Genomic DNA, 24586 nt, shown 5'->3' with positions numbered 1-24586 from the left:
ACATGGCGGGCGGCGGTGACGGCGGCGGGTTCTTCCTGCTGGTGTGGGGGCTCGGGGCGACCGGCCTCGGCTTGATCGTCGCGACCGACTTCCGGGGTGCGGCGCGTCGCTTCCACGCGATGTCCGCACGCTCCTTGCCGTTCGGCGGGAGCCGGCCGCCGGCCGTGGGGGTCGGGTTCCTCCGCCTCGTCGCGGGGGTGTTCGCCCTCGCCGGGCCGGTGGCCCTGGTGTCCGGCCTGCTCATGTCCGTACGGGACCCGGCGGCGCCGGAGCCGATGCCCCGGCCGCCCCTCCCCTTGGCCCTGTTCGGCGTCCTCGCCGGCGGGTTGGCGCTGTGGACGTTCTGGCGGCGGTCGGGCCTGCTCCGCGTCGAGTGGGCGCGGGGCGGCGGCGTCCGGCGGACGGCCGTGGTCGTGCTCATGGGGGCGCTCGTCGCCTTCGCGGCCCTCTTCGCGTTCGGCCGGACGACGCCGATGCTCCTCGTCTGGCTGCTCGGGGGCCTGGCGGGCGGGGTCCTGCTGTTCGGCGGGAGGGACCGGACGCCGCCCGGTCCCGGTGCGGACGACGTCCGGGCGCCGCGCTGACTCAGCGGGCCCCGGCGGCGCGGCCGCGGGCCCGCCGGCCGCGTCTGCCACCACGCTTTCCGCCGCGCTTCCCTGCGCCCGCCGGCCACAGGCGCGCGCGGCGCCGGGAGGCGAGGTCCTCGGTCCAGCCGACCAGGACGACGGCCGCGCCGATGAGCGGCCAGACGACGAGGAACTGGAACCAGGTCGCGTCCAGCGGGAGATGGGCCTCGAAGAAGGGCACGTCCCACATCAGGTCGATCAGCGGGACGCTGGCGAACAGCGCGACCTCGTGCCACAGGTAGACGGTGACGGCGCGGGCGTTGAGCAGTCCGACCGCTCCGTCGGCGCCGGGCACCCGGCTCATCCGGCGCGGCCGGAAGCGCAGCAGCAGGAGCACGAAACCGGCCGACCACAGCGCCTGGGCCAGCGGGATCTCACCGAGGTCGATGCCCTCGTCGGTGGGGTGGGCGTACGCGAACCAGCCGCCCGCGAGGAGGCAGAGCGCGGCGGCGGCGACCACCGTGCGGGCCCGCAGGGCGTCCAGCAGGCCGTCCCGGTGCGCGAAGCCGAGCAGCCAGCAGGCGGCGAAGGTGACCAGGTCGACCACCGGGGTGAGGGCCGGTTCGGCGATCGGCAGCCGGTCGTACTGGGCGAGGACGACCAGTGCGCCGCACGCCGCCAGGCAGGAGCGCGGCGCCGCCCGGAAGGCCTTGAGCAGCCACGGGGACAGCAGCACGAGCCACAGGTAGGTGCGGATGTACCAGAGCGGGGCGATGATCTGCTCGGCCCAGGCGGTGCCGGGCGGGTCCGCCAGCGGCAGGATCCACAGCAGCATCCGGTGCCAGGAGTGCGGCCGCCAGCCGTGCAGCAGCATCAGGACGGTCACGGCCGCGGCGAACAGCCAGAAGGGCACCAGCAGCCGCCGCAGCCGGCCGCGCACCACGGACAGCGCGGGCCGCTGCAGCGAGTGCGCCGCCAGGGACCCGGCCAGGGCGAACATGATGCCGATGGAGGGGAAGAGCAGGGTCAGCCAGGCCCAGCCGAAGGTGTGGTAGACGACCACCCGCACCAGGGCGAGGGCGCGGAGCAGGTCGAGGTAGCGGTCCCGGCCCCCGCCCCCGCCCCCTGTGGGCGCGGCGGCGGGAGCGGCGGAGGCGGAGCCCCGCGGACCCGGTACGTGCGTCCCGGTGCCGGTGCCGTTGCCGGCACCGGCCGCCGGCCGCGGCGGGGCCGCGGGGGCTCCCGCCTCGCGTGCGTCGGCCATGGGGCAACTCCTCCGGGAGATACGGGTGTTCAGGCGCGGCCGGCGGTGCCGCTGCCGACGGTGGGCGCGCCGACCTCGCCGGTGCGGCGCAGCTTGTGCCAGCCCAGCCGGCCGCCGTTGACGGCCGTCACGCAGGACTGCAGCAGCACCAGGTACATCAACTGCCGGTACAGCACCTGCTGGAGCGGCAGCGGCCACAGGTCCCGCAGCGGCTCGCCGTCCAGCCGGAAGGCGTACGCCGCGCACGCGGCCTGCACAGCGAGCACGCCCGCCCACGCGAGCGCGGTGCGAAACGGGTCCATGAACACCAGCCCGTAGATCGCGAACACGTCGATGAGCGGCGCCAGCAGCGGCGCGAGCACCTGGAAGAGGACGACCAGCGGCAGCCCGACCCGGCCGAAGCGCCCGGAGTGCCCGCGGTCCAGGACGGCACCCCGGTGCTTCCACATCGCCTGCATGGTGCCGTAGCTCCAGCGGTACCGCTGCTTCCACAACTGCCGCACCGAGGACGGCGCCTCGGTCCAGGCGCGGGCCCGCTCCGCGTACACCACGTGCCAGCCGGCCCGGTGCATCGCCATCGTGACGTCGGTGTCCTCGGCGAGGGTCTCGTCGCTCATGCCGCCGACGTCGCGCAGCGCGTCCCGCCGGAAGGCGCCGCACGCGCCGGGGATGGTGGGCATGCAGCGCAGCAGGTCGTACATGCGGCGGTCGAGGTTGAAGCCCATCACGTACTCGATGTGCTGCCAACGGCCGATCATCCGGGTACGGTTGCCGACCTTGGCGTTGCCGGCGACCGCGCCGACCCGCGGGTCGCCGAAGGGCTGCACCAGTTCGCGGACGGTGGCGGGCTCGAAGACGGTGTCGCCGTCCATCATCACGATCAGGTCGTTCCGGGCGTGCGCCACACCGTTGTTGAGGGCCGCGGGCTTGCCGCTGTTGGGCTGCCGCACGACGGTGACGCCCGGCAGGTCCAGGGCCTCCACGATGTCGGCGGTGCCGTCGGTCGAGCCGTCGTCGACGACCACGATCTCCACCGGGTGGTCGCTCGCGGCGAGGGACTGCACGGTGTGGGTGATGCACTCCTTCTCGTTGTACGCGGGCACGATGACGCTCACCGGCTCGGTGACCTGCGGTCCCCAGGTGAAGCCCGGTGCCCGGCGCTGCCGGGAGTGCCGGCGGGCCAGCACCAGCATGGCGGCGAACCGGGCCAGCACCAGCAGGCCCACCCCGGCGAGCAGGACGGCGAGCGCCGGGACCGCCGCCTCGGAGAGCTCCACCGCGGCGACGAAGATCCGGCCCTTCCACAGCTCCGAGCCGCCGACCCTGTTGTTGGTGGACGTGGCGCCGACCGCCCCGCCCACCGTGTCGAAGCGGTAGCCGCGCTCCTTGAGCTGCGGGATCAGCCGGTCCAGCGCCGCCACCGTCTGCGAACGGTCGCCGCCGGCGTCGTGCAGGAGCACGATCGCGCCCCGGCCCGGCTCGTCCGGCACGGAGGCGTCCACGATGGCCTGCACGCCGGGCCGCCGCCAGTCCTCGGCGTCGCGGTCGATGAAGGCGGTCACGTAGCCCTGCCGGCCGACCCGCTGGACGACGGGCCAGGACAGGTCGTCCAGCGCGTCGGCGGTCGAGGAGTAGGGCGGCCGGAACAGGGAGGTGTGGATGCCGGCGGCCCCCGCGAGCGCCAGCTGGGTCTGCGACAGCTCCCGGTCGATCCGCCCCGGCGACTGGTAGACCAGGTCGGGGTGGGAGAAGGTGTGCACGCCGATCTCGTGGCCCTCGGCGACCATCCGCCGGATCAGCCCCGGGTGCCGGGCGGCCATGCCGCCGGTCACGAAGAAGGTGGCCCGTACGTGCTGCCGCGCGAGCACGTCGAGCACCTTCGGCGTCCAGACCGGATCGGGTCCGTCGTCGAAGGTCAGGGCGACGGTGCGGTCCGGGGTGCGGTACGAGCGGGGCCTGTCACCGGTGGCGTCCACCACCGGGCCGCCCTCCAGCACCGCCTCCGGCACCTTGTCCGTCGCGACCGGCGGGTGGACCCGGTGGTCGGCCTCGAAGTCGCCGCGCACGTAACCGCCGAGCAGCAGGACGCAGACGAGCACCACGAGGGCGAGCAGGGGTATGACGAGGCGGGGGCGCAGGGCGGTCACTGACCGGCCTGCGGCTGCTCGACGGGGGCGTCGGAGGCGCCCGGCGCCGGGGACGCGGAGCCGCTGGGCAGGCCCGAGGGGGAGCCGGACGGCGCGGGTTCCGACGGGGTCGTGCCGACGGACGGGGTCGTGGCGGCCGGGCTGCCCGCGGTCGCCCGCGGGGTGCCGGGGGCGCCGCCGCCCTTGGCCGGGCGCTTGGTCGGGGAGGCGCTGGGGGTGGGGGAGGACGCGGGGCGGGCCGTACCGGACGGGGACGGCGCGGCGGCCGCCCCCGCCCGGATGAAGCCCGCCGTCGCCGGGGGTGCGGCCTGGTCGGCCGGTTCGTCGACTTCCCCCGTCCCCGAGGAGCCCGCGTCGTCCGGCGCTGTGCTCGGCACCCCCGGCAGCGGCAGCAGCGTCTTCGGCGCGATCGGCGTCGCGCCGGAGAGGCTGAGTGCCAGGGCTGCCGTGTAGACGGAGCATGCCGCGCCGATGGCCCAGCCGGCCCTGCGTACCGCGCGGGCCCGTCTCCCGCTGGAATCGACGAACACGGGGCCGGGCAGCGCTATCAGCTCGGTCTCCGGCTCGGGGGTCCCGGCCTCGGACCCGGCTTCTTCTGCGGGCGGTTCTGACCATACGTCGCGGTGGTGCTTGGAGAGCATGCCGCAACGTAACGCGACGCAAGCAGTCCTATGGGACGTATTTCGGACTTGACCATTTCCGGGGGTTAAGTGGTCGAATCCGGCCGCGGGTGGCTGTGGCCCGGACCCCGGGCCCGAGGTGTCCGCGGCGGTGCTCCCGGCGGCGTCCCGGCGTGTCCTCGGCCGTGTCCTCAGCCGCGGCCGATGTACGGCATCGTCGTCGCCATCACCGTCGCGAACTGCACGTTCGCCTCCAGCGGCAGCGAGGCCATGTGCGCGACGGTACGGGCCACGTCGGTGACGTCCATCAGCGGCTCGGTCGTCAGCCGCCCGTCCGCCTGCAGCGTCCCGGCGGCCATCCGCTCCGTCATCTCCGTGGCCGCGTTGCCGATGTCGATCTGGCCGCAGGCGATCCGGTACGGACGGCCGTCCAGCGACAGGGACTTCGTCAGCCCGGTGACGGCGTGCTTGGTCGCCGTGTACGGCACGCTCAGCGGCCGCGGCGTGTGCGCGGAGATCGACCCGTTGTTGATGATCCGCCCGCCCTGCGGCCGCTGCGCCCGCATCGCACGGAAGGCGGCCTGCGCGCACAGGAACGCCCCGGTGAGGTTGACGTCGACGACGGCACGCCACTGCTCGTACGTCACCTCGTCCAGGGACACGGCGGGCGCGCCCGTCCCCGCGTTGTTGAACAGCAGGTCGACGCGGCCGAAGCGGGCGCCGACGGCGGCGAACAGCGCGTCCACCGCGTCCGGGCGGGTGACGTCCGTCGGGATGACCGCCACCGTCGCCTCCGGCAGCCCGCCGGCGGTGGCGCGCAGCGCCTCCTCCCGCCGTCCGGCCAGCGCCACGGCCCATCCCGAGGCCACCAGTTCGCGCGCGACCGCCCGGCCGATGCCGGACCCGGCCCCGGTGACCACCGCGACCCGGAGCGCCGCACCCGTCCCATTTCCCGCGATCTCAGTCATGGCTCCGCAGGGTATGCGGTGCCACGATGAAACCATGTCACCCTACGCCGAGCCCCTGTCGCACAAGGAGATCGAGGACCGCCTCGCCGAGCTGCCCGGCTGGTCCCTCTCGGAGGACGGCGCGAGCCTGCAGCGCACGTACCGGCTGCCGCACATCCCCGCGGCGGTCCTCGTGATGCACATCGCGCAGATCCAGGACGAGCTGAACCACCACAGCGATCTGACGCTGGGTTACCAGACGGTCGCCGTCACCATCACCACGCACGCGGCGGGCGGCCGGCTCACGGAACGGGACTTCGGCCTGGCCCGCCGCATCGAGGACATCGCCCCGGCCCACGGGGCCGCGTAGCGGTACGGCCGACGTGGTGGGGTGTCCGCCGACCGGCGATTGGGGTGCGGCTGACGCCGGTGGGGAGAGGGCCCGTGGTGTTGCGGGTCCTTTGTGGATGTTTCCGCGGGCCCTCACGGGTGTGGTGAGTCTGTCGGTGTGGGGTCGCGGGCCGCTGGGGGTCCGCCGTGCGGTCCGCCGCGGCCGACTTCGCCCGGTTGTCCGGTCCGTTCCGTCGGGGGCGTCGCTCCGGCCCACGGGGCCGCGTAGCCCCGCGGCCGATGTGGCCGGGACACCGCCAAGCCGGCGATTGGGGTGCGGCTGACGCCGGTGGGGAGAGGGCCCGTGGTGTCGCGGGGTCCGTTGTGGATGATTCCGCGGGCCCTCACGGGTGTGGTGAGTCTGTCGGTGTGGGGTCGCGGGCCGCTGGGGGTCCGCCGTGCGGTCCGCTGCGGCCGGTTTCGCCCGGTTGTCCGGTCCGTTCCGTCGGGGGCGTCGCTCCGGCCCACGGGGCCGCGTAGCGGTACGGCCGACGTGGTGGGGTGTCCGCCGGCCGGCGGTTGGTGTGTGGCTGACGCCGGTGATGTGGGGGTGCCGTTCGGGCGGCTCCGCCCGCCTTCCGCAGGTGCGGTGAGGGTGCCGGTGTGGTCTCGGGCCGCTGAGCGCCTGCCGCGGGGTGCCTGCCGCCCGGTCCGTGGCCTATGGCTTCCCCCGGCCGTCCGGCCCGTCCCGTCGAGCCCGCCGACGCCGGTGTGGCGGGGGCGGTAGGCGTGCGTACGCGGGTCGCGAGGTGCCTCGCCGGCACGAGGGCAAAGCGTTCGGCTCTCCCCTTCGCCGCCCCCCGAACTTGGGCCCGTTCGGAGCAGCCCCCCGATGTCCGTTACCGCCCAGCCGCCGTGACGCATCGTCACCCCTTGCCATCAGCGCCGCACCGACGTGCATCCGGACTCCCCGCACCCGTACGGGCCCACGCATCCACCCATATGACGTCCCGTCATGCCAGTCCCCCTGACGCGTGACCGGCGGAGCCCGGTGTCACCGGTCAGGGTGATCTTGGCGGCGGGCGCCCCGCCCGGTGCGGTGCGTGGGGGCTCCCCGGACGGGGGGCTTCGCGTCGCGGGGGTGCGCGGGCGCGGTTAGGGTGGCCGTTCCGGGTCGCGGAAGTGACGCGGCGTCAACAGTGAGGCGGCTGCGCCGTGGGCCGAACGGGGGGTTCCGGGAACCGGTGCGCGCGTCGACGCAATGGCGTGTACGCGTCAACATAGGCTCCCCCTGGCCACGCGACCGGGGCCACGAACCCACCGCCGGGGAGGGACACGTGACGCACCCGCAGGCCCACGGCCGCCACGACCGCACGCTGCGCGCCGCCGCCGCCCTCTTCGACCGCCGCCGCTTCCTGACCGTCACGGGGGCCGCCGCGGCCCTCGCGTTCAGCACGAACCTGCCCGTCGCCGGTGCCGCCCAGGCGGCCGAGGCGGTGCCCGGGGCGATCACCGAGGACCCGTTCACCCTGGGCGTCGCCTCGGGGGACCCCACGCCCTCGGGGGTCGTGCTGTGGACCCGGCTCGCGCCGCGCCCGTACGAGCCGGCGCCGGCCAACGGGATGCCCGACGCCCGGGTGCCCGTCCAGTGGGAGATCGCCCGGGACGAGAGGTTCGCCGGCGTCGTCAGCCGCGGCACCGCCACGGCGCACCCGGAGTTCAACCACACCGTGCACGTCGACGCCCGGGGCCTCGCGCCGGACCGGGTGTACTACTACCGCTTCCGCACCGGCCCCTGGACCAGCCCCCCGGGCCGGACCCGCACCGCCCCCGCGCCGGGCTCGCTCCCGTACGAGATGCGGCTGGCCGCGGTGAGCTGCCAGGCCTACCACGACGGCTACTTCACCGCGTTCCGCCACCTCGCGGACGAGGACGTCGACGCCGTCTTCCACCTCGGCGACTACCTCTACGAGTACGCCGTCGGCGCCACCGGCGGCGCCCGCGCCTACACCGACCGCACCCTGCCGCCCTGGTTCGCCAAGGAGACGGTCACGCTGGAGGACTACCGCCTGCGGTACGCCCTCTACAAGTCCGACCCCGACCTCCAGGCCGCGCACGCCGCCTTCCCCTGGTTCGTCACCTGGGACGACCACGAGACCGAGAACAACTACGCGGGCGGCTCCGACGAGAACGGCGGCCCGGGCGAGGAGTTCCTGGTCCGTCGCGCCGCCGCCTACCGCGCCTACTGGGAGAACCAGCCGCTGCGCCTCCCGCAGCTCCCGCAGGGCCCGGACATGACGCTCTACCGGCGCTTCCACTACGGACGGCTCGCGCAGTTCGACATCCTCGACACCCGCCAGTACCGCAGCGACCAGGCGCACCGGGGCCGCTGGCACCTCCCCGGGCCCGAGTCGCAGGACCCGGCGCGCACCATCATGGGGGCGAGCCAGGAGCGCTGGCTGCTGGACGGCTTCCGCGGCTCGCACGCCACCTGGAACGTGCTCCCGCAGCAGGTCGTGCTGTCCCGCCGGAAGAGCACCACCGCGGTCGCCTCGCCGCTCAGCATGGACACCTGGGACGGCTACCCGGCCTGCCGGGACCGCGTGCTGGCCGGGGCGGCGGCCGCGGGCGTCGAGAACCTGCTGGTGCTCACCGGGGACGTGCACGTCCACTTCGCGATGGACATCAAGGCGGACTGGGACGACCCCACCTCGCGCACGGTCGGCACGGAACTGGTCACCAGCTCGATCAGCAGCGGCCGCGACGGCTCCCCGCGTCCGTCCAACTGGTCGGAGCTCATGACCGCCAACCCGCACCTGCGGTTCTACGACGGCCGCCGGGGCTACCTGACCGTCCGGCTGGACGCCGAGGAGGCGCGGGCCGACTTCAAGACGGTCGACTCCGTGACCACCCCGGGCGCCGGCCTGACCACCGCCGCGTCCTTCGTGACCGAGGCCGGCGACCCCGGTCTGCGGGAGACCTGAGGCGCTCAGTCCTCGCCGGGGTAGCGGACGCCGATGCGGTCCCGGACGGTGTCGAGCGTGCGCATGACGGCGAGGCTGCCCTCCAGCGGCACCAGCGGGGACTCGCGCTCGCCCGCGCGCAGGCAGCGCATGACCTCGGCCGCCTCGTGCTGCAGCCCGCGCAGTCCGTCGTCCGGGGCGCCGAACTCCTCCGGCTCGCGGCCCTCGCGGCGTAGCACGAAGCGCTCCGGGTGGAAGAAGCTCGCCGGGACCTCGATCCGCCCCTTGGAGCCGGTGACCACCGCGGTCTGGGCGGTGTCCGCGGTGAGGGAGCAGCTGAGCACCGCCATGGCACCGCTGTCGTAGCCGAGCAGCATGCCGGTGTTGTCGTCCACGCCCTGCTCGGTGAGGTGGGCCCAGGCCTGGACCTCGTCGGGCTCGCCGAGCAGCAGGTGGGCGAAGGAGACCGGGTAGACGCCCAGGTCCAGCAGGGCGCCGCCGCCGAGCGCCGGGTCGAGCAGCCGGTGGCCGGGCTCGAAGGGGCCGCCGAGCCCGAAGTCCGCGTGCACGCTGCGGACCTCGCCGACCGCCCCGTCCGCGACCAGCTCGGTCAGCCGCCGCACCACGGGGTTGCAGTAGGTCCACATCGCCTCCATCAGGAAGTGTCCGTGGGCCCGGGCGAGGTCGGCCAGCTCGCGTGCCTCGACCGCGTTGACGGTGAAGGGCTTCTCGCAGAGCACCGACCGTCCGGCCCGCAGGCACAGTCCGGCCGCGACGCGGTGCGCCGAGTGCGGGGTGGCGACGTACACCACGTCCACGCCGTCGTCGTCGGCGAGTTCGGTCCAGCTGCCGTACGCGCGCGGGATGCCGAAACGGTCCGCGAACGCGCGCGCGGATTCGATCCGGCGCGAGCCGACCGCCACGATCTCGGCGTCGTCCTTGAGTTCGCGCAGGTCCTCCGCGAAGGACGCGGCGATGCCGCCGGTGGCGAGGATGCCCCAGCGCACTTTCCTACCGGAACCGACCGATTCCGTCATGAATCTGCCCCCACCTGGCCTCGACCACCTCGTGATTGCTGAGAGCATAGAGAACGATTCACACACCACGGAGAGAGACCCATGCCGGAAGCCGGCGCGACCCCGCCCGACCAGATATCCACACCGGGGCCGTCAACCCCGGTACGACGCGCCGGAGAGATCCCAGGAGCCGCCACCAGCCTGATGGTGACGTTCCTCCTCGGCGCACTCAGCGCGCTCCCCGCGCTCTCCATGGACATGTACCTGCCGGCCCTGCCGCAGGTCACCGAGGACCTGCGCAGCCCCGCCGTCACGGTGCAGCTCACGCTCACCGCGTGCCTGCTCGGACTCGCCCTCGGCCAGTTGGTCGTCGGCCCGATGAGCGACCGCTGGGGCCGCCGCCGCCCGCTGCTCGCGGGGATGGTGCTCTACGTCCTGGCCACCGCCGTCTGCGCCTTCGCCTCCACCACGGAACTGCTGATCGGCTTCCGGCTGCTGCAGGGCCTCAGCGGCGCGGCCGGCATCGTGATCGCCCGCGCGATCGTCCGCGACCTCTACGACGGCGTCGCGATGGCCCGCTTCTTCTCCACCCTGATGCTGATCTCCGGGGTCGCGCCGATCGTCGCGCCGCTCATCGGCGGTCAGGTGCTGAGGATCACGGACTGGCGCGGGGTCTTCGTCGTGCTGACCGTGGTGGGGGTGCTCCTCACCCTCGTGGTGTGGCGCTGCCTGCCCGAGACGCTGAGCCCCCACGACCGGCACGGGGGCGGGTTGGGCTCCACGATGCGGGCGATGCGCGGGCTGCTCGCGGACCGCGCCTTCACCGGCTACATGCTCACCGGCGGCTTCACCTTCGCCGCGCTGTTCGCCTACGTCTCGGCGTCCTCCTTCGTCGTCCAGGAGATCTACGGGGCCTCGCCGCAGACCTACAGCCTGCTGTTCGGCCTCAACTCGGTGGGCCTGGTGGCGCTCGGGCAGGTCAACGGGAAGCTCCTGGTCGGGCGGGTCAGCATGGACCGGGTGACGGGGATCGGGCTCGCGGTGATCACCGTGGCCGCGGCCGTGCTGCTGGCGCTGACCGCGGGGTGGTTCGGTCCGGTGGGGCTGCTGCCGGTCGCCGCGGGGCTCTTCGTGCTGATGGCGGCGATGAGCCTGGTGCTGCCGAACACCAACGCCCTCGCGCTGATGCGCACCCGGCACGCCGCCGGTTCCGCCTCCGCGCTGCTGGGCACGACCTCCTTCCTGGTGGGCGCCGTCGCCTCGCCGCTCGTCGGGATCGCGGGCGAGCACACGGCGGTCCCGATGGCCGTGGTGCAGCTGGGCAGCGCCCTGGCGGCCTGGGTCTGCTTCGCCGGGCTGTGCCGACCGTGGCGGCGTACTGTGGATGCACGGTGAGCCGTGCCGTCATTGCCGCGCCGAGTCAGGAGGCAGCGATGTCCGAGCCGATCGACGAGAGCAGGTGGGCCTGGAAGACTGCGGACAGTTGTCTGCACACCGGGTCCGAACACATGATCGATCCGGAGGACCTGGTCATGGCCTCCGGCCGCGAGCCGACGCCGGCCCTCCTGGAGAAGGCCCGCAAGTTGCTGGAGGAGCATGGCCCCGCAGCTGTCGAGAGGTACCTCCCGTGAGGCGGAGCTGCGCGGCGACGAGCTGAGCCGGCTCGTCAGGGACATCACCCCATATTTGGAGCCCGTGCCCCCCTCCGCGCACCCCTGGTGCGCGGGGGCCGTGGTGCTCGCGGGGCGCGGCGGGACGGTCGCCCTCCACGAGGCCGTGGGATGGGCGGAGCGGTACGCCGCCTACGACGAGGACGCCGACCGCGGTGTGGAACTGCCCCGCGAGCAGTGGGTGCCGATGCGGCCGGACACCGTCTTCGACCTGGCCTCGCTGACCAAGCTGTGCACGGCCGTCGTCGCGGCGGGCCGGCTGGAACTCGGCCGGGAGGTCGCGGCCTACGTGCCGGAGTTCGCCGCGGCGGGCAAGCAGCGCATCACCGTCCGGCAGCTGCTCGACCACACCTCGGGGCTCCGTCCCGAGCTCCCCTTCCACGACCACGCCGACGCGGAGGCCCGGGCCGAGCTCCTCTGGGAGGAGGCCCCGGTCGCGGCGCCGGGCACCGAGCGGATCTACTCCGACCTCAACCTGATCGCGCTCCAGCACGTCCTGGAGCGGACCACCGGGGAGGCCCTGGACGCCCTCGTGCGGGAGGACGTCACCGACCCGTTCGGGATGTACGACACCCGCTACAACCCGCCCGCCTCCTGGCTGCCGCGGATCGCCGCCACCGAGGACCAGCGCAGGCCCTGGGCCCGGCTCGACCGCGGCCCGCTCCGCGGGACCGTCCACGACGAGAACGCCCACGTCATGGGCGGGGTCGCCGGTCACGCGGGCCTGTTCTCCACCGCCTGGGACCTCGCCCTGTTCTGCCGCGCGCTGCTGGACCGCGGCGGCCCCTACCCCGGTTTCGAGGTGGACCGGCCCTGGTTCATGGGCGCCCTCGCCGGGCGCGGCGCGGCCGGTCACACCGGGTTCACCGGCACCAGCCTGGTGATCGACCCCGCAACCGACGGCTTCCTGGTGCTGCTCGCCAACTCCGTGCACCCCTGCCGTACGTGGCGCGACGGGAGCGCGCCCCGGGCGGCGGCGGGCACCCGGTTCGCGAGGGCACTCGGCGTGGTGTGAGCCCCTCGGTACGCGCGGGGGGCGCCGGTGGCAGGGCGGCGGGGGGCGTGCCCGAAAGGTGCCCCATGCGGTTCTTCGGGTAGTTTGGCAGCTGACGTGGGGTGGGGATCCGTCCGGCAGCCGCGTCGGCCCGCGGCGGCCCCCACGGCTGGAACGGAGGCGCAGCAGGCGATGGTCCCTGAGGTCAGGACGCCACCGGGCCCGGCATCCGCCGGGGGGCGGTGAGGGCATGCCGCCGGAGCTCGCCGGTCTCGTCGCCGCGGACCCCGGTCCGGCGCTGCTGGACTCCCCGCTGAGCCAGGTGGTGCGCGACACGGGCGCCTCCATGGGCCTGGTCTACCTGATGACCCCCGAGCGCGACCTGCTGCGGCTGACCGTGGTCGTCGGCGTCTCCCGCAAGATCGACACCATCTGGGGGCGGGTCGTGCCCAGCGCCTCCAGCCCGGTCGCCGACGCGGTCCGCGAACGGCGCATGGTGCTGCTCGGCGGCCACGAGGACACCGCCCGGTCCTACCCGAGGCTCGCCCTCGTCCTGCCGTACGACTTCCCGCTCGCCGCGGCCCCGATCACCAGCGGCCCCACCGTCTGGGGCGCGCTGTGCCTGGTGTGGCCGGGCGGCCACCCCGGGCGGATCACCCGGCGCGCCCGCGAGGCGTACCGCGGGGCCTGCGACCGCATGGGGCGGCTGCTGCGCAGGGCGGCCGAGGACGGCAGGCCGGTGCTGCCCCCCGGCGAGCCGCGGGTGCTGCCCGCGCTCCGCACCCGCAGCCACGGCCCGGAGGAGGCGATGGCCGCGGCCGACCTCGCCGAACGGCTCCCGGAGGGCGCCTTCGCGCTGGACCTCGAGGGCCGGATCACCTTCGTCACCCAGACCGCCGCCGCCCTGCTCGGCGCGGAGGTGCCCGACCTCCTGGGCACCGAGCCCTGGGAGTTGCTGCCCTGGCTGGACGACCCGGTCTTCGAGGACCGCTTCCGCGGCGCGATGATCAGCCGCCGGTCCGGCACGGCCACCGCGCTGCGCCCGCCCGACCGGTGGCTCACCTTCGGGCTCTACCCGGACGGCACCGGCGTGAGCGTCCGCGTCACCCCCGCCCCGACGCCCGAGGCCGCGGAGACCGCCGCGGCGCAGCTTCCCGAGGGCCCCACGCCGGACCGGGCCATCGCCCTCTACCACCTGCTGCACATGGCCGCCACGCTCACCGAGGCCGTCGGCGCGCAGGACGTCATCGACCTCGTCGTCGAGCAGATGCTGTCGGTCTTCGGCGTGCAGGCCGTGGCGCTGCTGACCGCCGAGGAGGGACGCATGCGCGTCATCGGGCACCGCGGCTACCACGAGGACTTCATGGAGTCCGTCGACGCCCTGCCGATGGACGCCGACAACCCGGGCGTGCGCATCCTCAAGACCGGCGTCCCGAGCTTCTTCGCCAACGTCGACGAGCTGCTGCGGATCTACCCGGGCACGGTCGTCCGGGACCGCAAGGCCGCCTGGGCGTTCCTGCCCCTGATCACCTCGGGCCGGCCGGTCGGCTCCATGGCCCTCGCCTACGACCGGCCGCACCGCTTCTCCTCGGGCGAGCGCAGCGTCCTCATCTCGATCGCCGGCCTGGTCGCGCAGGCGCTGGACCGGGCGCGGCTGTACGACGCCGAGCACAGCCTCGCCATCAGCCTGCAGGCGCGGCTGCTGCCCCGGGCCCTGCCGGAGGTTCCCGGCCTGGAGGTGGCCGCCCGCTACATGCCGGCCACCCGCGGCATCGACATCGGCGGCGACTTCTACGACGTGATCCGGCTCGACACGACCACCTGCGGGGTGGCGATCGGCGACGTCCAGGGCCACAACGTGAACGCCGCCGCGCTCATGGGGGAGGTCCGCACCGCCGTCCGCGCCACCGCGGGCGCCTCCCCGAGCGAGGTGCTGACCCGTTCCAACCGGCTGCTCGTCGACCTCGACCCCGGCCTGCTCGCCAGCTGCCTGTACGCCCAGCTCGACCTGGAACGGCACACCGCCTGCATCGCGACCGCCGGCCACCCGCCGCCAATCCTGCGGCACCCGGACGGCACCACCGAGGTGCTGCCGCTGCCGCCCGGCCCGCTGCTGGGCGTCGACCCCGACGCGCGCTACCCGACGACGGAGATCGCGCTGCCGCCCGGCGCGGTGCTCGCGCTGTACACCGACGGCCTGGTGGAGACCCCGGGCGTCGACATCGACGTCTCCGCCGCCGACCTCGCCGCACAGCTCGCCCGGGCCGGGCCGGACGCCTCGATGGACGCGCTGGCCGACAGCCTCCTCGGGCACGCCCAGCGGTCCGGCCCGCGCAACGACGACATCGCCCTGCTGCTCACCCATGTGACGGGACGGCCCGCCCGGCCCCCGGAGTGACGCCTTTCGTGTGACGGCCCCTCAGGAGCCCGACCCGCCCCACACGGGGGCCGTGTCCTGCCATGATGTGATGCGCACGAATGTCGCATTGCTGGGGGACCACGTGACGCTGACCATCGGTGGCGCGCTGCGCGAGCTGCGCACGGCCCAGAAGTCCGCCAAGGGCGTGTCGCTGTACTCGCGCCACGTCAACCGTCCGGCCGGCCGGGTGCTCGCCGCCGCCGCCTACCGCGCCGGGCTGACGCCCAACCAGGTCACCCTGGTCAGCGCCGCCTTCAGCCTGGCCGCCGTAACGGCCCTGGCGCTGGCCCGGCCCTCCTGGCCGCTGGCACCGGCCGTGTACCTCGGGCTCGTCGTCGGCTTCGCCTTCGACTCCGCGGACGGGCAGCTCGCCCGTCTGCTCGGGAGGGGCAGCCCGGCGGGGGAGTGGCTGGACCACGTGGTGGACGCCGGGAAGATCACCGCGATCCACGCGGCCGTCCTGATCTCCTTCCACCGCTTCTTCGACCTGCCCTCCGAGGGCTGGCTGCTGCTGCCGCTCGGCTTCCAGTTCGTCGCCGTACTGACCTTCAGCGGCGGCCTGCTGGCGGACAAGCTCAAGCCGAAGCCCCCCGCGGCCGGGCAGGCGGCCCCGGCCGCCGCGCCGTCACGGCTGCGCGCGGTCGCGCTGCTGCCCGTCGACTACGGGGTGTTCTGCCTGGTGTTCCTCACCCTCGGGGCGCCGCGGGTCTTCCTCGCCGCGTACACCGCGCTGTTCGCCGTGCACACGCTCTTCCTCGTCGCCTTCCTCGCGAAATGGTTCCGCGAGCTGAGCGCGTCCGCTGCTAGCATCGAGGCATGATCGCGAACCCGTACCACCGGCGAATGACGGCCCCCACCCGGGGCCGCTGACACCGGACGCGTCCGCGTCTTCCGAGGCCCCCGACGGGGCCTCGATCCTTTTGCGCGTCGGAGCCCCGCCCCGTTACTCCCGGAGGTTCCGATGACCACACCCCAGACGTCCCGTTTCTACGTCACCACCACCATCCCGTACGTCAACGCCCGCCCCCACCTGGGCTTCGCGCTCGAACTCGTCCAGGCGGACGTGCTCGCCCGGCATCACCGCAAGCGCGGCGAACCGGTGCGCTTCCTCAGCGGCACGGACGACAACTCGCTGAAGAACGTGCTGGCCGCCGAGGCCGAGGGCATCCCCGTCCAGGACCTGGTGGACCGCAACGCGGCCGCCTTCGCCGCGCTGGACGCCCCGCTCGCGCTCTCCCTGGACGACTTCATCCGCACCAGCCGCGACCCCCGCCACCGTGCCGGCGTGGAGCGCCTGTGGCGGCGCTGCGCCGCCGCGGGCGACCTCTACCGGGAGCACTACGAGGGGCTGTACTGCGTGGGCTGCGAGCAGTTCTACACCCCGGACGACTTGGTCGGCGGGCGCTGCGCCGAGCACGGCACCGAGCCGCAGACCGTCGCTGAGGAGAACTGGTTCTTCCGGCTCTCCCGCCACACCGACGCGCTGCGCGCGCTGATCGAGGACGGCCGGCTGCGCATCGAACCGGCCGCACGCCGCAACGAGGTGCTCGCCCTGCTCGCGCGCGGACTGCGCGACTTCTCCGTCTCCCGCTCCCAGAGCCGGGCCCGCGGCTGGGGCATCCCGGTGCCCGGCGACCCGGGGCAGGTGATCTACGTCTGGTGGGACGCGCTCGGCAACTACGTCACCAGCCTCGGCTACGGCGGCCCCGAGGGGGAGGGCGACGGCGCGTACGACCGGTGGTGGGCGGGCGACGGGCGCCGCGTGCACCTGGTGGGCAAGGGCGTACTGCGCTTCCACGCCGTCTACTGGCCCGCGATGCTCCTGTCGGCCGGGCTGCCGCTGCCCACGGACATCCTCGTCCACGACTACCTGACGGTGGAGGGGCGCAAGATCAGCAAGTCGGCAGGCCCGGCCGTCGACCCGGAGGAACTCGCCGCCGAGCACGGCACCGACGCCGTGCGCTGGTGGCTGCTGCGCGAGGTGCCACGGGTCGGCGACGCCGACTTCACCCGCGAACGACTGGTCGCCCGCGCCGACGCGGACCTGGCCGGAGGACTCGGCAACCTGGTGCACCGGGTGGTGACCATGGTCCACCGGTTCCGTGACGGCGTCGTCCCCACGGTGGACGGGCCCGGCGAGCCCGGCTCGGAGGGCGTGGTGACGGCGTGCCAGGAGGTGCCGGAGGCGGTCGCGGCGGCGCTGCACGACGTGGACTTCCGGCGTGCCGCGGCCGCCGTGTGGCGGATCGTCGACGAGGCCAACCGCTGCATCGACGAGACCCGGCCCTGGGAACTGGCCCGCGCCGAGCGCCGCCACCGCAGCGCCTCCGCCGGACACCGCCTCGACGCGGTCCTGGCCGCCCTCGTGCACGCCTGCCGCACCCTCGCCGGCGAGCTGGAACCCTTCCTCCCGGACGCCGCGGCCCTGATCGCCCGCCGCTGCACCCCCGACTCCGACGGCCGCCTCCCGTCCCCCGCCCCCCTGTTCCCCCACTCCACCCACCGGCACCCCGCCCCGACGCCGGGGCCGTGAGGCGGGCGCGCCCGCGCGGGGCGTTGGGCGGGTGGCGGCGTGTTGGTGCGGGCGGTGGGCGGGTGGCGGGTTTCGTCTCGCTCCCTCCGGTCGCACTGAGGGCGGGCTGCGGACGGGGAGGGACGGAGCGGGGCTCATCGCCGTCCGCGGGTGCTTCGGGGTGCTGCCCGGGGGGAGTGAGACCGGGCTCTGTTTCGCTGTCCGTACCGGCGAAAGCGGGCCCGATCTCGCCCGGAATGCCCTGCAGCACCTCGAAGCAGCCGCCGACGCGGGTAACGGCGGGCGCGCCCGCCGCCGGGAGTAGGCGTGGTCACCGGCCATCTGCACCCGCGGGCGGCGACAAGCCCCGAGGCCGATGGAAAGGTGACCCGCTCCGGCGCCTGAACGCCCGCCATGTGCCCAGCCGCGCACAGCAGACAAGGTGAGGCCCCACCCTCCCGTCCGCAGCCCGCGTCGGTGCGACCGGAGGGAGCGAGACGAGACCCGTCACCCGCGACGGAACGGGGCCGGCGCCCCGGCGGGCGCTACGCGGGGGCCGGTTCGGGGCGGGTTTCGGGGTCGTCCGCCGGGGCGGCCTCGCGGCGGACGACGGCGATGCGGGCCCAGAGGACCAGGGCCTTGAGGGCCGAGCCGAGGGCGAGGCCCCAGGCGGCGCCGAGGACCCCGCCGAGGGCGTAGCCGCCGATCATGAAGGCGACCGAGGCGAGGGAGAAGACCACCTGGATCGGCAGCGTGGCCTTCGGGCGCAGGACGCGGAGGGTGAGCAGGGCGCTGGTGCCGGCGGCGATGGCGGCGTACTGCGTGCCCGTGGCGGGCAGCAGGCGGGACGCCGCCGACCAGGTCTCGCCGAGGAGTTCACGGCCGGCGCGGTCCGGCAGCGCCATGAGGACGGCCGTCCAGCCGGCGGCGACGCCCGCGAGGACGCCGGCGAGGACGGCGGTGGCCCGGACCTGCCCGCGCATGCCGGGGACCCGGTTGAGCAGCGGGGGCCCGAAGGCGGTGGCGGAGTTGAAGAGGACGTTCATCGGGCCGAAGAGCGTCGTCGTACCGCGCAGCGCGCCCACCGCGAGCGGGCTGGCGAACACGCCGAGGCCGACCACCGCGAGCTGGCTGGAGGCGTTGCCCACGCCGTACTCGACGACGAAGCGCTGCCCGAGGTGGCCGCGGCGCACGAAGCGCCGCAGGTCGGCCCGGGTGCCGCGCAGCCGGGGGGCCAGCAGGGCCGCGCCGGCGAGCAGCGCGGGCACCGCGGACAGCCCCCACACCGCCACCAGCCGGGCGGGCCCGGCGCCGTGCGGCTGCAGGGCGAGCGCGGGGAGCGCGACGGCCAGCCGCAGCACGTCGCTGGTGAGGGCGAGGTGGGGCAGTCGCAGGGCCGAGAAGCAGTAGCGCAGCCCGTCCTGGGTGAGGACCAGCGGGAGCACCATGCCGAGCACCGCCAGCGCCCACGCCGTCTGCCCGGGGACGAAGGCGAGCACCGCCGCCATGGCCGCCCCGGCCACCGTGGACGCCACCGCGACGAAGGACGCCGCCGAGCGGCAGGCGGCGGCCACCGAGTCCGGCCCGCCCCGCTCCAGCACCAGGGCCTGGCCGACGTACGACACGCTCACGCCCAGCAGCACGGAGAAGACGGTGTAGACCATCGAGAAGACCGAGAACCCCGCGGCGCTGGACAGCCGGGCGGCGACCACGAGCACCAGGATGTTCGTGAGCGCCGCCACGCCCTGGTCGAGCACGGAGCAGACGATCGCGGTCTTCGCGCCCGGCGCCGGGCGCACCGTCACCGGGTCACCGTGCGCAGCGGGATGGTGTCGGTGGTCGGCGCCGGGGTGTCGCCCGCGGAGGGGAGGGACGTCCTGGCCGTGGCGGCCGCCGCGACCGTCACGCCGCTGTCCGCGGAGGACGCGGTCCCGGCGGCCGGGACGGCGGCGGCCTCGGACCGCGCGGCGGCGGCGTTCCGCTTGCGCGCCGCCCTCCGCGCCCGCCGGGCCCACCAGCCGCGGCCGGGCGAGGTGTGCAGGACGGCGCCCAGTACGGTGCTGCCCGCGCCGCTGATCAACTGGCGCACCCGGTCGAGGTCGGCGCGGTGCACCGCGTGCGGGTCGGCGACGACCAGGACGCCGTCGATGCGGTCGGCCAGCGCGAGCGCGTCGGCGTAGGTGAGGACGGCGGGGGCCAGCACGATCACCGCGGCGCCCGGGGCGTCCGCCTCCGCGAACAGCCGGCTGGTCGCCGACGAGGTCAGCGCCCGGGCCACGTTGCGCACCCGGCGTCCCGGCACGAGGTCGAAGGAGCCGGACTCGCCCGCGTCGATGGGCACTTGGAGACCGGCCGGCCAGCCGCCCTCGCTCAGGTGCGGGGAGCGTGCCCAGCCGGGCCGGGAGCCGTCGGCAGAGCGCAGCCGCGCCGACAGCCCGGGGGTGCGCAGGTCGGCCTCGACCAGCAGCACCTCCATGCCCATCTCGGCGAAGGACGCGGACAGGTTGACGGCGACGGAGGCGGCCGTCTCGCCGGTGCCGCGCGGGGCGACCACCAGCAGCCGGCGGTGCTCGGCGAACCGCTGGTCGTACGCGAGCCGGAAGGCGACCGAGCGGAACTCCTCGGCGAGCCGGGGGTCGGCGTTGTCGACGGCGAGCAGCGGGCCGCCCTTGCCGCGCGGCAGGGTGCCCAGCACCGGCGCGCGCAGCGCCCGCACCACGTCGCCCTCGGAGCGCGCGGTGGGGTCGAAGACCAGCCGTACCCAGGCGGCCAGCAGGCCGATGGCGACACCGACGAGCGCGCCGAGGCCGAGCATCATGGGCAGCCCGGGCCCGGAGGCCGCCGCCGGCGGGGAGGCGACCCGGATCCACTTGCCGGGCGTGGTGTCGAGGGTCTGCAACCGGGTGATGTTGGTGCTGAGTTCGGAGATGCGGCCGACGAGGGTGGCCTGCACTGTGGTGGCCGCGTCGAGGGTGGGGCCCTCGCCCAGCCGCAGGATCTGCTCGTCGAGCTCCTTGCGCTGCTTGACCACCGGGTCGAGCTGCTTGCGCAGGTTGTGGACGGTGTTCTTGATCGTGTTCTCGGTGGCCTCCCGGCGCGCGTCCATGAACGCCTGGGTGAGCGCGTTGGCGCGGCGGGCCGCCTGGTCCGGGTCGCTGTAGGTGTACGCGAAGCGCAGCACCAGCGTGTTGGGCGGGTTGGTGACCTGGAGGTCGGACTGGAGCGCGGAGACGGAACGTTGCGGCAGGTGCAGCTTCTTGGCGGCGCGCTTGGCGATCTCGTTGCTCATCGCCGTCTGCCGCTCGGTGCCGATGTTGATCGCCTTGTCGGGCGCCGTGCCGCCGGCCGCGAACTCGTCGACGGTGGCGGCCCTCAGCACGACCTCGCTGGTCGCCACATAGGTGTCCTTGCCGGAGACGGCCAGGTATCCGCCGCCGAGCAGCCCGATCAGCACACCGGCCACCAGCAGCGCGCGGTAGCGGACGAGCTGGCGGAACTGGTCGCGCAGGAGGTCCGGTTCGTCGTGGGCCTCGGACATCTGCGATGCGTGCGGTTGATCACTCACGTGCGTGGAACCCCCCATACGTCCGACCCCTCAGGATCGACAGCTTCTGCGGCCGTGTCCAGTGCCTCCGCGAGGAGCGCGCTGATCCGTGACAGTCCGGCCTCGCGACTCAGGTGCGCCGTCACGTACGCGGGTCCCCGGGCCCCGAGTTCGGCGGCGGCCTCCGGGTCCTGGGCGAGGGCGCGCACGGCCTTCAGGAACGCCCCCGGGTCCTCCGGCTCCACCAGCAGCCCGGCCTCGGAGCGCAGCACCTCCTGCGCGGTGCCGCCCTCCGCGGCGACGGAGGCGACCACCGGCCGCCCGGTGGCGAAGTAGGAGGTGAGCTTGGACGGGATGCTCATGTCCAGCACCGAGGCGCGCTGGGTGACCGCCAGGACGTCGGCGGCGGCCAGTACGTCGGGGAAGTCCGCGTCGTCGGCGGGCGGCGCGAACTCCAGGTTCGGCACGTCCGCCGCGAGGTCCCGCAGGTGCTCGCGCTGGTTGCCGTCGCCCATCAGGACGATCCGCACCGAGGGGTCGAGACGGGCCGCCTCGACCAGCACCTCCAGGCCCTGCTTGAGCCCCATGTTGCCGGAGTGCAGCACGACCGTCTGCTCCCGGCCCCAGCCCAGCCGCGCCCTGGTCTCCTCGCGCGGCCGCGAGGGGCGCGCCACGTGCGACCAGTTGGGGACCAGCCGGATGCGCCCGCGGTCCACGCCCATCGCGGCGACCTTGTCCACGAAGCTCTCGTGGATCACCCCGACCAGGGTGGCCCGCTTCAGCGCGTACGCCTCCACGGCCCCGGCGGCGGCCGCCGCCCGGTCACCGCCGCGGATGCCGCTCTGCGCGGCGGCGGCGCCCATCAGGTCCTGGACGATCGGCACGTACGGCACCTTGTGCCGGGCGGCGATGCGCGCGCCGACCACGCCCCCGGCCAGGCTCGGCATCTGCGCCACCACCGCGTCCGGCCGGACGCGGGGCGCCGCGACGAGCCCGTGGGCGAGGACCGAGGCCTCGAACAGGGCGCGTGTGAGGGCCGTCTGACGCGGCGGCACGGTGTGCCGCCTGCGGTGCACGCGCACCCCGGCGCGCCGCTCCTCGATCCGCCACACGCCTTCGTACGCCGGGTCGAGCCGCCACGACGGGTAGTGCGGCATGCCGGCCAGGACGTGGACCTCGGCGCCCCCGCCGTCCGCGGCCGCCCAGTGCTCGGCGATCTGCGTGGCGTACGGGCCGATGCCGGTGTGCTCGGGCGCGTAGTTGGTGGAGACGAGTAGCAGAGTGCGGCCCTTGAACTCGGGCACGGAAGGACCCCTTCCCCCCAGAAGTGACCAGATGCTCACCTTATCCGTTCACCAGAGAAACACACTGGCTTCACGCTAATGTCTGAGACTCCGCAACTCGCGGAACGGTTGTATTCCTGTGGGGGGATTCGCAACATGCACCGTGTGGGGTATGCACCTGGTGTCTACGACCTGTTCCACGTCGGCCACCTGAACATCCTGCGGCACGCCCGCAGTCAGTGCGACTACCTCGTCGCGGGAGTGGTCTCCGACGAGATGGCCGCGTTCGCCAAGGGGCGCACGCCGGTCGTCCCGCTCGTCGAGCGGCTGGAGATCGTCCGCAGCGTGCGCTTCGTGGACGCGGCGTTCGTCGAGACCGTCCCGGACAAGCTGGAGACCTGGGAGCAGGTCCGGTTCGACGTCATCTTCAAGGGCGACGACTGGCGCGGCACCGAGAAGGGGGCCAGGCTCGAGCGCGACTTCGCCACGGTCGGCGTCGAGGTCGTCTACTTCCCGTACACGGTGCACACCTCCAGCACGCAACTGCGCCGCGCGCTCGACGCCCTGACCACCCCGGCGGCGGGCGCGGCCGGGCGCTGACCCGCCGCGCCGGCCCCGAACGGCCCCCTCAGCGCAGCTGCTTGCGCTCGTCCGAGCGCAGGGTCGTGACGAGGGCGAAGCAGATCAGGGCGACCCCGATGCGGCCCGAGGCCTGGAGCAGCGGGCCGCGCAGGAGGATGAAGGAGTAGCCCGCGACGAGCGGGATGACGATCGCCATCACATTTCCCGGGCGCGGGTCCACCGAGGTGCGCAGGGCGTAGCGGCGGTCGCCGCGGGCGGCGAGGTAGCCGAGGGCGACGAAGCCCACGACCACGCCGCCGGCCCCGAAGTCGATCCAGACCTCGGCCCACATGGGGGAGGAGAGGTTGACGTTCTTCATCCCCATCCACTGGCCGATCATGACGCCGGTGTCGCGGGGCTTGCCCTGCCAGACCGACCGCGGCACGAAGAAGAACGCGGAGCCGGCGAGCTGGCGGCCGTAGAAGTGGCCGGGGCCGGAGTCCGAGAAGGTGATGGTGTTGGCGAACATGCCGATCTGGTCGTAGTCCTTGATCGCCAGCGGTTCGAAGACGGACGTGGTCTGCACCGGCTTGTAGCCGTCGTCGTCGTAGCGGAAGCGGTCGGCGAACGGGAAGACGACCAGCGCCGCGAGCACGCCCAGCGCCAGGGCCGTCCGGTACATCGTGGGGCTCTTGGGGAAGGCCGTGAACAGGAATGCGAAGAGCACCGTCAGGAACCAGTAACGCGGGTTGCTGATGGGGTTGTTGACGACGCCGTTCAGCAGCAGCAGGGCACCCCAGGTGGCGATCACCAGCGGCCTGCGGCGGGCCCGCCGCGAGGTCACCAGCCAGCGGGTGAAGACCAGCAGCGCCAGCAGTGCGGGGACGGTGCCGAAGCCGCGCAGGAAGGCGGAACCGACGTTGGACTCCGCGGAGGCCGCGCCGTCCGCCCGGATCGTGTCGGTGATGGCCTGGCGGCTGCTGAAGAACACCGCGGGGCCGCCCAGTTTGGCCACCAGCAGCGCACTGCCGACGAAGGCGATCGCCACCAGCAGGAACACCCGCCTGCGGTGGAAGGAGGCGGAGCGGTCCCTGCGCCGGGCCCGGCGGATCGGCCGGTGCCGCGAGAGCAGGGCGCCGACGTCGAAGGCCGCGCAGCCGATCAGTACCAGCGCCACCGCGACCAGCAGGTCCGCCCGGGTGCCGACGACCGGCGTCGGCGTCTGGTCGAGGACGTCCTGCACGAGCGGGGCGACGCCCATCGCCACGTACACGAAGAGCCAGAACGAGCCCTGGATCAGCTTGCGGTGGGCCGTCAGCGCCATCACCGCCAGCCGGATGCCGGAGTAGCAGGTGAGCACCATCTGCAGCCAGAAGACGCCGTCGCGCACGCCCGGACCCGGCTGCACGGCGACAACCGCCGGCAGGAAGAGGCCCAGACCCAGGATCAGCGGCACGGCCAGCGCGCGGGAGAGCAGCGCTCGCGGCGAGACCGCCGGGACCTCGACGCCCCCCGCCGCCGCGCCCGTACCCGCCCGGCCCCCCGGCCCCGTCGGACCCCCCGGACCGCCGGGCCCGCGCGACGGGATTCCGCGCGGCTGGATTTCGTGTGCCTGAACGGCCATGCAACAGCCCCCCAACGATTCCCCTCGCGCAGTCTATAGATCCTGCCTCCCCGGAAGCGTGTCCACGGATAATCTGTGCGAACGGTGCCGGGGAGGGCACACGGGACGGGGGTTCTTGGGGGTGCG

Annotated in this window: 19 protein-coding genes; 10 read left to right on the top strand and 9 right to left on the bottom strand. The window is 74.3% G+C overall.

Going from position 1 to position 24586, the window contains the following annotated elements:
* Positions 1-2: 2 nt before the first annotated feature.
* Entirely contained in the window at positions 3-584 is a 582-nt protein-coding gene (locus tag ACZ7MY_RS00950) for a hypothetical protein (protein ID WP_499598429.1), read from the top strand.
* Between the two features lies 1 nt (position 585).
* On the opposite strand, the gene ACZ7MY_RS00945 is transcribed toward ACZ7MY_RS00950, so the two are convergent.
* From ACZ7MY_RS00945 to ACZ7MY_RS00930, 4 genes are all read right to left on the bottom strand, one after another.
* On the bottom strand, positions 586-1830 hold the full coding sequence (locus ACZ7MY_RS00945; protein WP_499598427.1) for an acyltransferase family protein: 1245 nt from the start codon (positions 1828-1830) through the stop codon (positions 586-588).
* Between the two features lie 29 nt (positions 1831-1859).
* On the bottom strand, positions 1860-3977 hold the full coding sequence (locus tag ACZ7MY_RS00940) for a bifunctional polysaccharide deacetylase/glycosyltransferase family 2 protein (protein ID WP_499598424.1): 2118 nt from the start codon (positions 3975-3977) through the stop codon (positions 1860-1862).
* Positions 3974-4618, bottom strand: a complete 645-nt coding sequence (locus ACZ7MY_RS00935) for a hypothetical protein (RefSeq protein ID WP_499598422.1) — start codon at positions 4616-4618, stop codon at positions 3974-3976. The genes ACZ7MY_RS00940 and ACZ7MY_RS00935 overlap by 4 nt, the downstream gene beginning before the upstream one ends.
* A gap of 170 nt (positions 4619-4788) precedes the next feature.
* Positions 4789-5565 carry an SDR family oxidoreductase gene (locus ACZ7MY_RS00930; protein WP_499598420.1) on the bottom strand — a complete coding sequence of 259 codons (777 nt, stop codon included), beginning with the start codon at positions 5563-5565 and terminating at the stop codon, positions 4789-4791.
* Between the two features lie 34 nt (positions 5566-5599).
* Here ACZ7MY_RS00930 and ACZ7MY_RS00925 point away from each other — a divergent pair, with 34 nt between their 5' ends.
* Together ACZ7MY_RS00925 and ACZ7MY_RS00920 are read left to right on the top strand one after the other, a co-directional pair.
* The gene (locus ACZ7MY_RS00925; RefSeq protein ID WP_499598417.1) at positions 5600-5914 is read left to right on the top strand and encodes a 4a-hydroxytetrahydrobiopterin dehydratase; all 315 of its coding nucleotides are present in this window, start codon (positions 5600-5602) and stop codon (positions 5912-5914) included.
* Positions 5915-7211: 1297 nt separating this feature from the next.
* Positions 7212-8858: an alkaline phosphatase D family protein gene (locus ACZ7MY_RS00920; RefSeq protein ID WP_499598414.1), complete on the top strand. Its 1647-nt coding sequence runs from the start codon at positions 7212-7214 to the stop codon at positions 8856-8858.
* 5 nt (positions 8859-8863) lie between these two features.
* On the opposite strand, the gene ACZ7MY_RS00915 is transcribed toward ACZ7MY_RS00920, so the two are convergent.
* Complete coding sequence (locus tag ACZ7MY_RS00915) at positions 8864-9874, bottom strand: Gfo/Idh/MocA family protein (protein ID WP_499598411.1); 1011 nt, start codon at positions 9872-9874, stop codon at positions 8864-8866.
* An 81-nt stretch (positions 9875-9955) separates the two neighbouring features.
* Here ACZ7MY_RS00915 and ACZ7MY_RS00910 point away from each other — a divergent pair, with 81 nt between their 5' ends.
* The 6 genes from ACZ7MY_RS00910 (at position 9956) to metG (ending at position 17469) form a co-directional block, all read left to right on the top strand.
* Positions 9956-11248 (top strand): multidrug effflux MFS transporter, encoded by a 1293-nt coding sequence (locus tag ACZ7MY_RS00910; RefSeq protein WP_499598408.1) that lies wholly within the window; start codon positions 9956-9958, stop codon positions 11246-11248.
* A gap of 38 nt (positions 11249-11286) precedes the next feature.
* Positions 11287-11484: a hypothetical protein gene (locus tag ACZ7MY_RS00905; protein ID WP_499598406.1), complete on the top strand. Its 198-nt coding sequence runs from the start codon at positions 11287-11289 to the stop codon at positions 11482-11484.
* Entirely contained in the window at positions 11450-12538 is a 1089-nt protein-coding gene (locus ACZ7MY_RS00900; RefSeq protein WP_499598403.1) for a serine hydrolase domain-containing protein, read from the top strand. The genes ACZ7MY_RS00905 and ACZ7MY_RS00900 overlap by 35 nt, the downstream gene beginning before the upstream one ends.
* Positions 12539-12767: 229 nt before the next feature.
* Positions 12768-14915: a SpoIIE family protein phosphatase gene (locus ACZ7MY_RS00895; protein ID WP_499598401.1), complete on the top strand. Its 2148-nt coding sequence runs from the start codon at positions 12768-12770 to the stop codon at positions 14913-14915.
* 70 nt (positions 14916-14985) lie between these two features.
* Entirely contained in the window at positions 14986-15756 is a 771-nt protein-coding gene (locus tag ACZ7MY_RS00890) for a CDP-alcohol phosphatidyltransferase family protein (RefSeq protein WP_499598398.1), read from the top strand.
* A gap of 141 nt (positions 15757-15897) precedes the next feature.
* Positions 15898-17469, top strand: a complete 1572-nt coding sequence (gene metG, locus ACZ7MY_RS00885) for a methionine--tRNA ligase (RefSeq protein ID WP_499598395.1) — start codon at positions 15898-15900, stop codon at positions 17467-17469.
* A gap of 524 nt (positions 17470-17993) precedes the next feature.
* On the opposite strand, the gene ACZ7MY_RS00880 is transcribed toward metG, so the two are convergent.
* Genes ACZ7MY_RS00880 through ACZ7MY_RS00870 form a run of 3 tightly spaced genes read right to left on the bottom strand, consistent with a single transcriptional unit; the run spans position 17994 to position 22296 of the window.
* Positions 17994-19253 (bottom strand): MATE family efflux transporter, encoded by a 1260-nt coding sequence (locus ACZ7MY_RS00880; RefSeq protein ID WP_499598392.1) that lies wholly within the window; start codon positions 19251-19253, stop codon positions 17994-17996.
* Positions 19250-20986 (bottom strand): tyrosine-protein kinase domain-containing protein, encoded by a 1737-nt coding sequence (locus tag ACZ7MY_RS00875; RefSeq protein ID WP_499598390.1) that lies wholly within the window; start codon positions 20984-20986, stop codon positions 19250-19252. The genes ACZ7MY_RS00880 and ACZ7MY_RS00875 overlap by 4 nt, the downstream gene beginning before the upstream one ends.
* A 23-nt stretch (positions 20987-21009) precedes the next feature.
* Positions 21010-22296: a glycosyltransferase family 4 protein gene (locus tag ACZ7MY_RS00870; protein ID WP_499598387.1), complete on the bottom strand. Its 1287-nt coding sequence runs from the start codon at positions 22294-22296 to the stop codon at positions 21010-21012.
* A gap of 135 nt (positions 22297-22431) precedes the next feature.
* Between ACZ7MY_RS00870 and ACZ7MY_RS00865 the strand changes: the two genes are divergently transcribed.
* Positions 22432-22875: an FAD synthase family protein gene (locus ACZ7MY_RS00865; protein ID WP_499598384.1), complete on the top strand. Its 444-nt coding sequence runs from the start codon at positions 22432-22434 to the stop codon at positions 22873-22875.
* Positions 22876-22903: 28 nt separating this feature from the next.
* Here ACZ7MY_RS00865 and ACZ7MY_RS00860 read toward each other — a convergent pair whose 3' ends face one another.
* Complete coding sequence (locus tag ACZ7MY_RS00860; RefSeq protein WP_499598381.1) at positions 22904-24460, bottom strand: hypothetical protein; 1557 nt, start codon at positions 24458-24460, stop codon at positions 22904-22906.
* Positions 24461-24586: the final 126 nt, after the last annotated feature.

The sequence above is a fragment of the Streptomyces sp. NPDC111520 genome (genome assembly GCF_055635295.1).
This window is presented reverse-complemented; position numbering and strand designations above follow the sequence as displayed.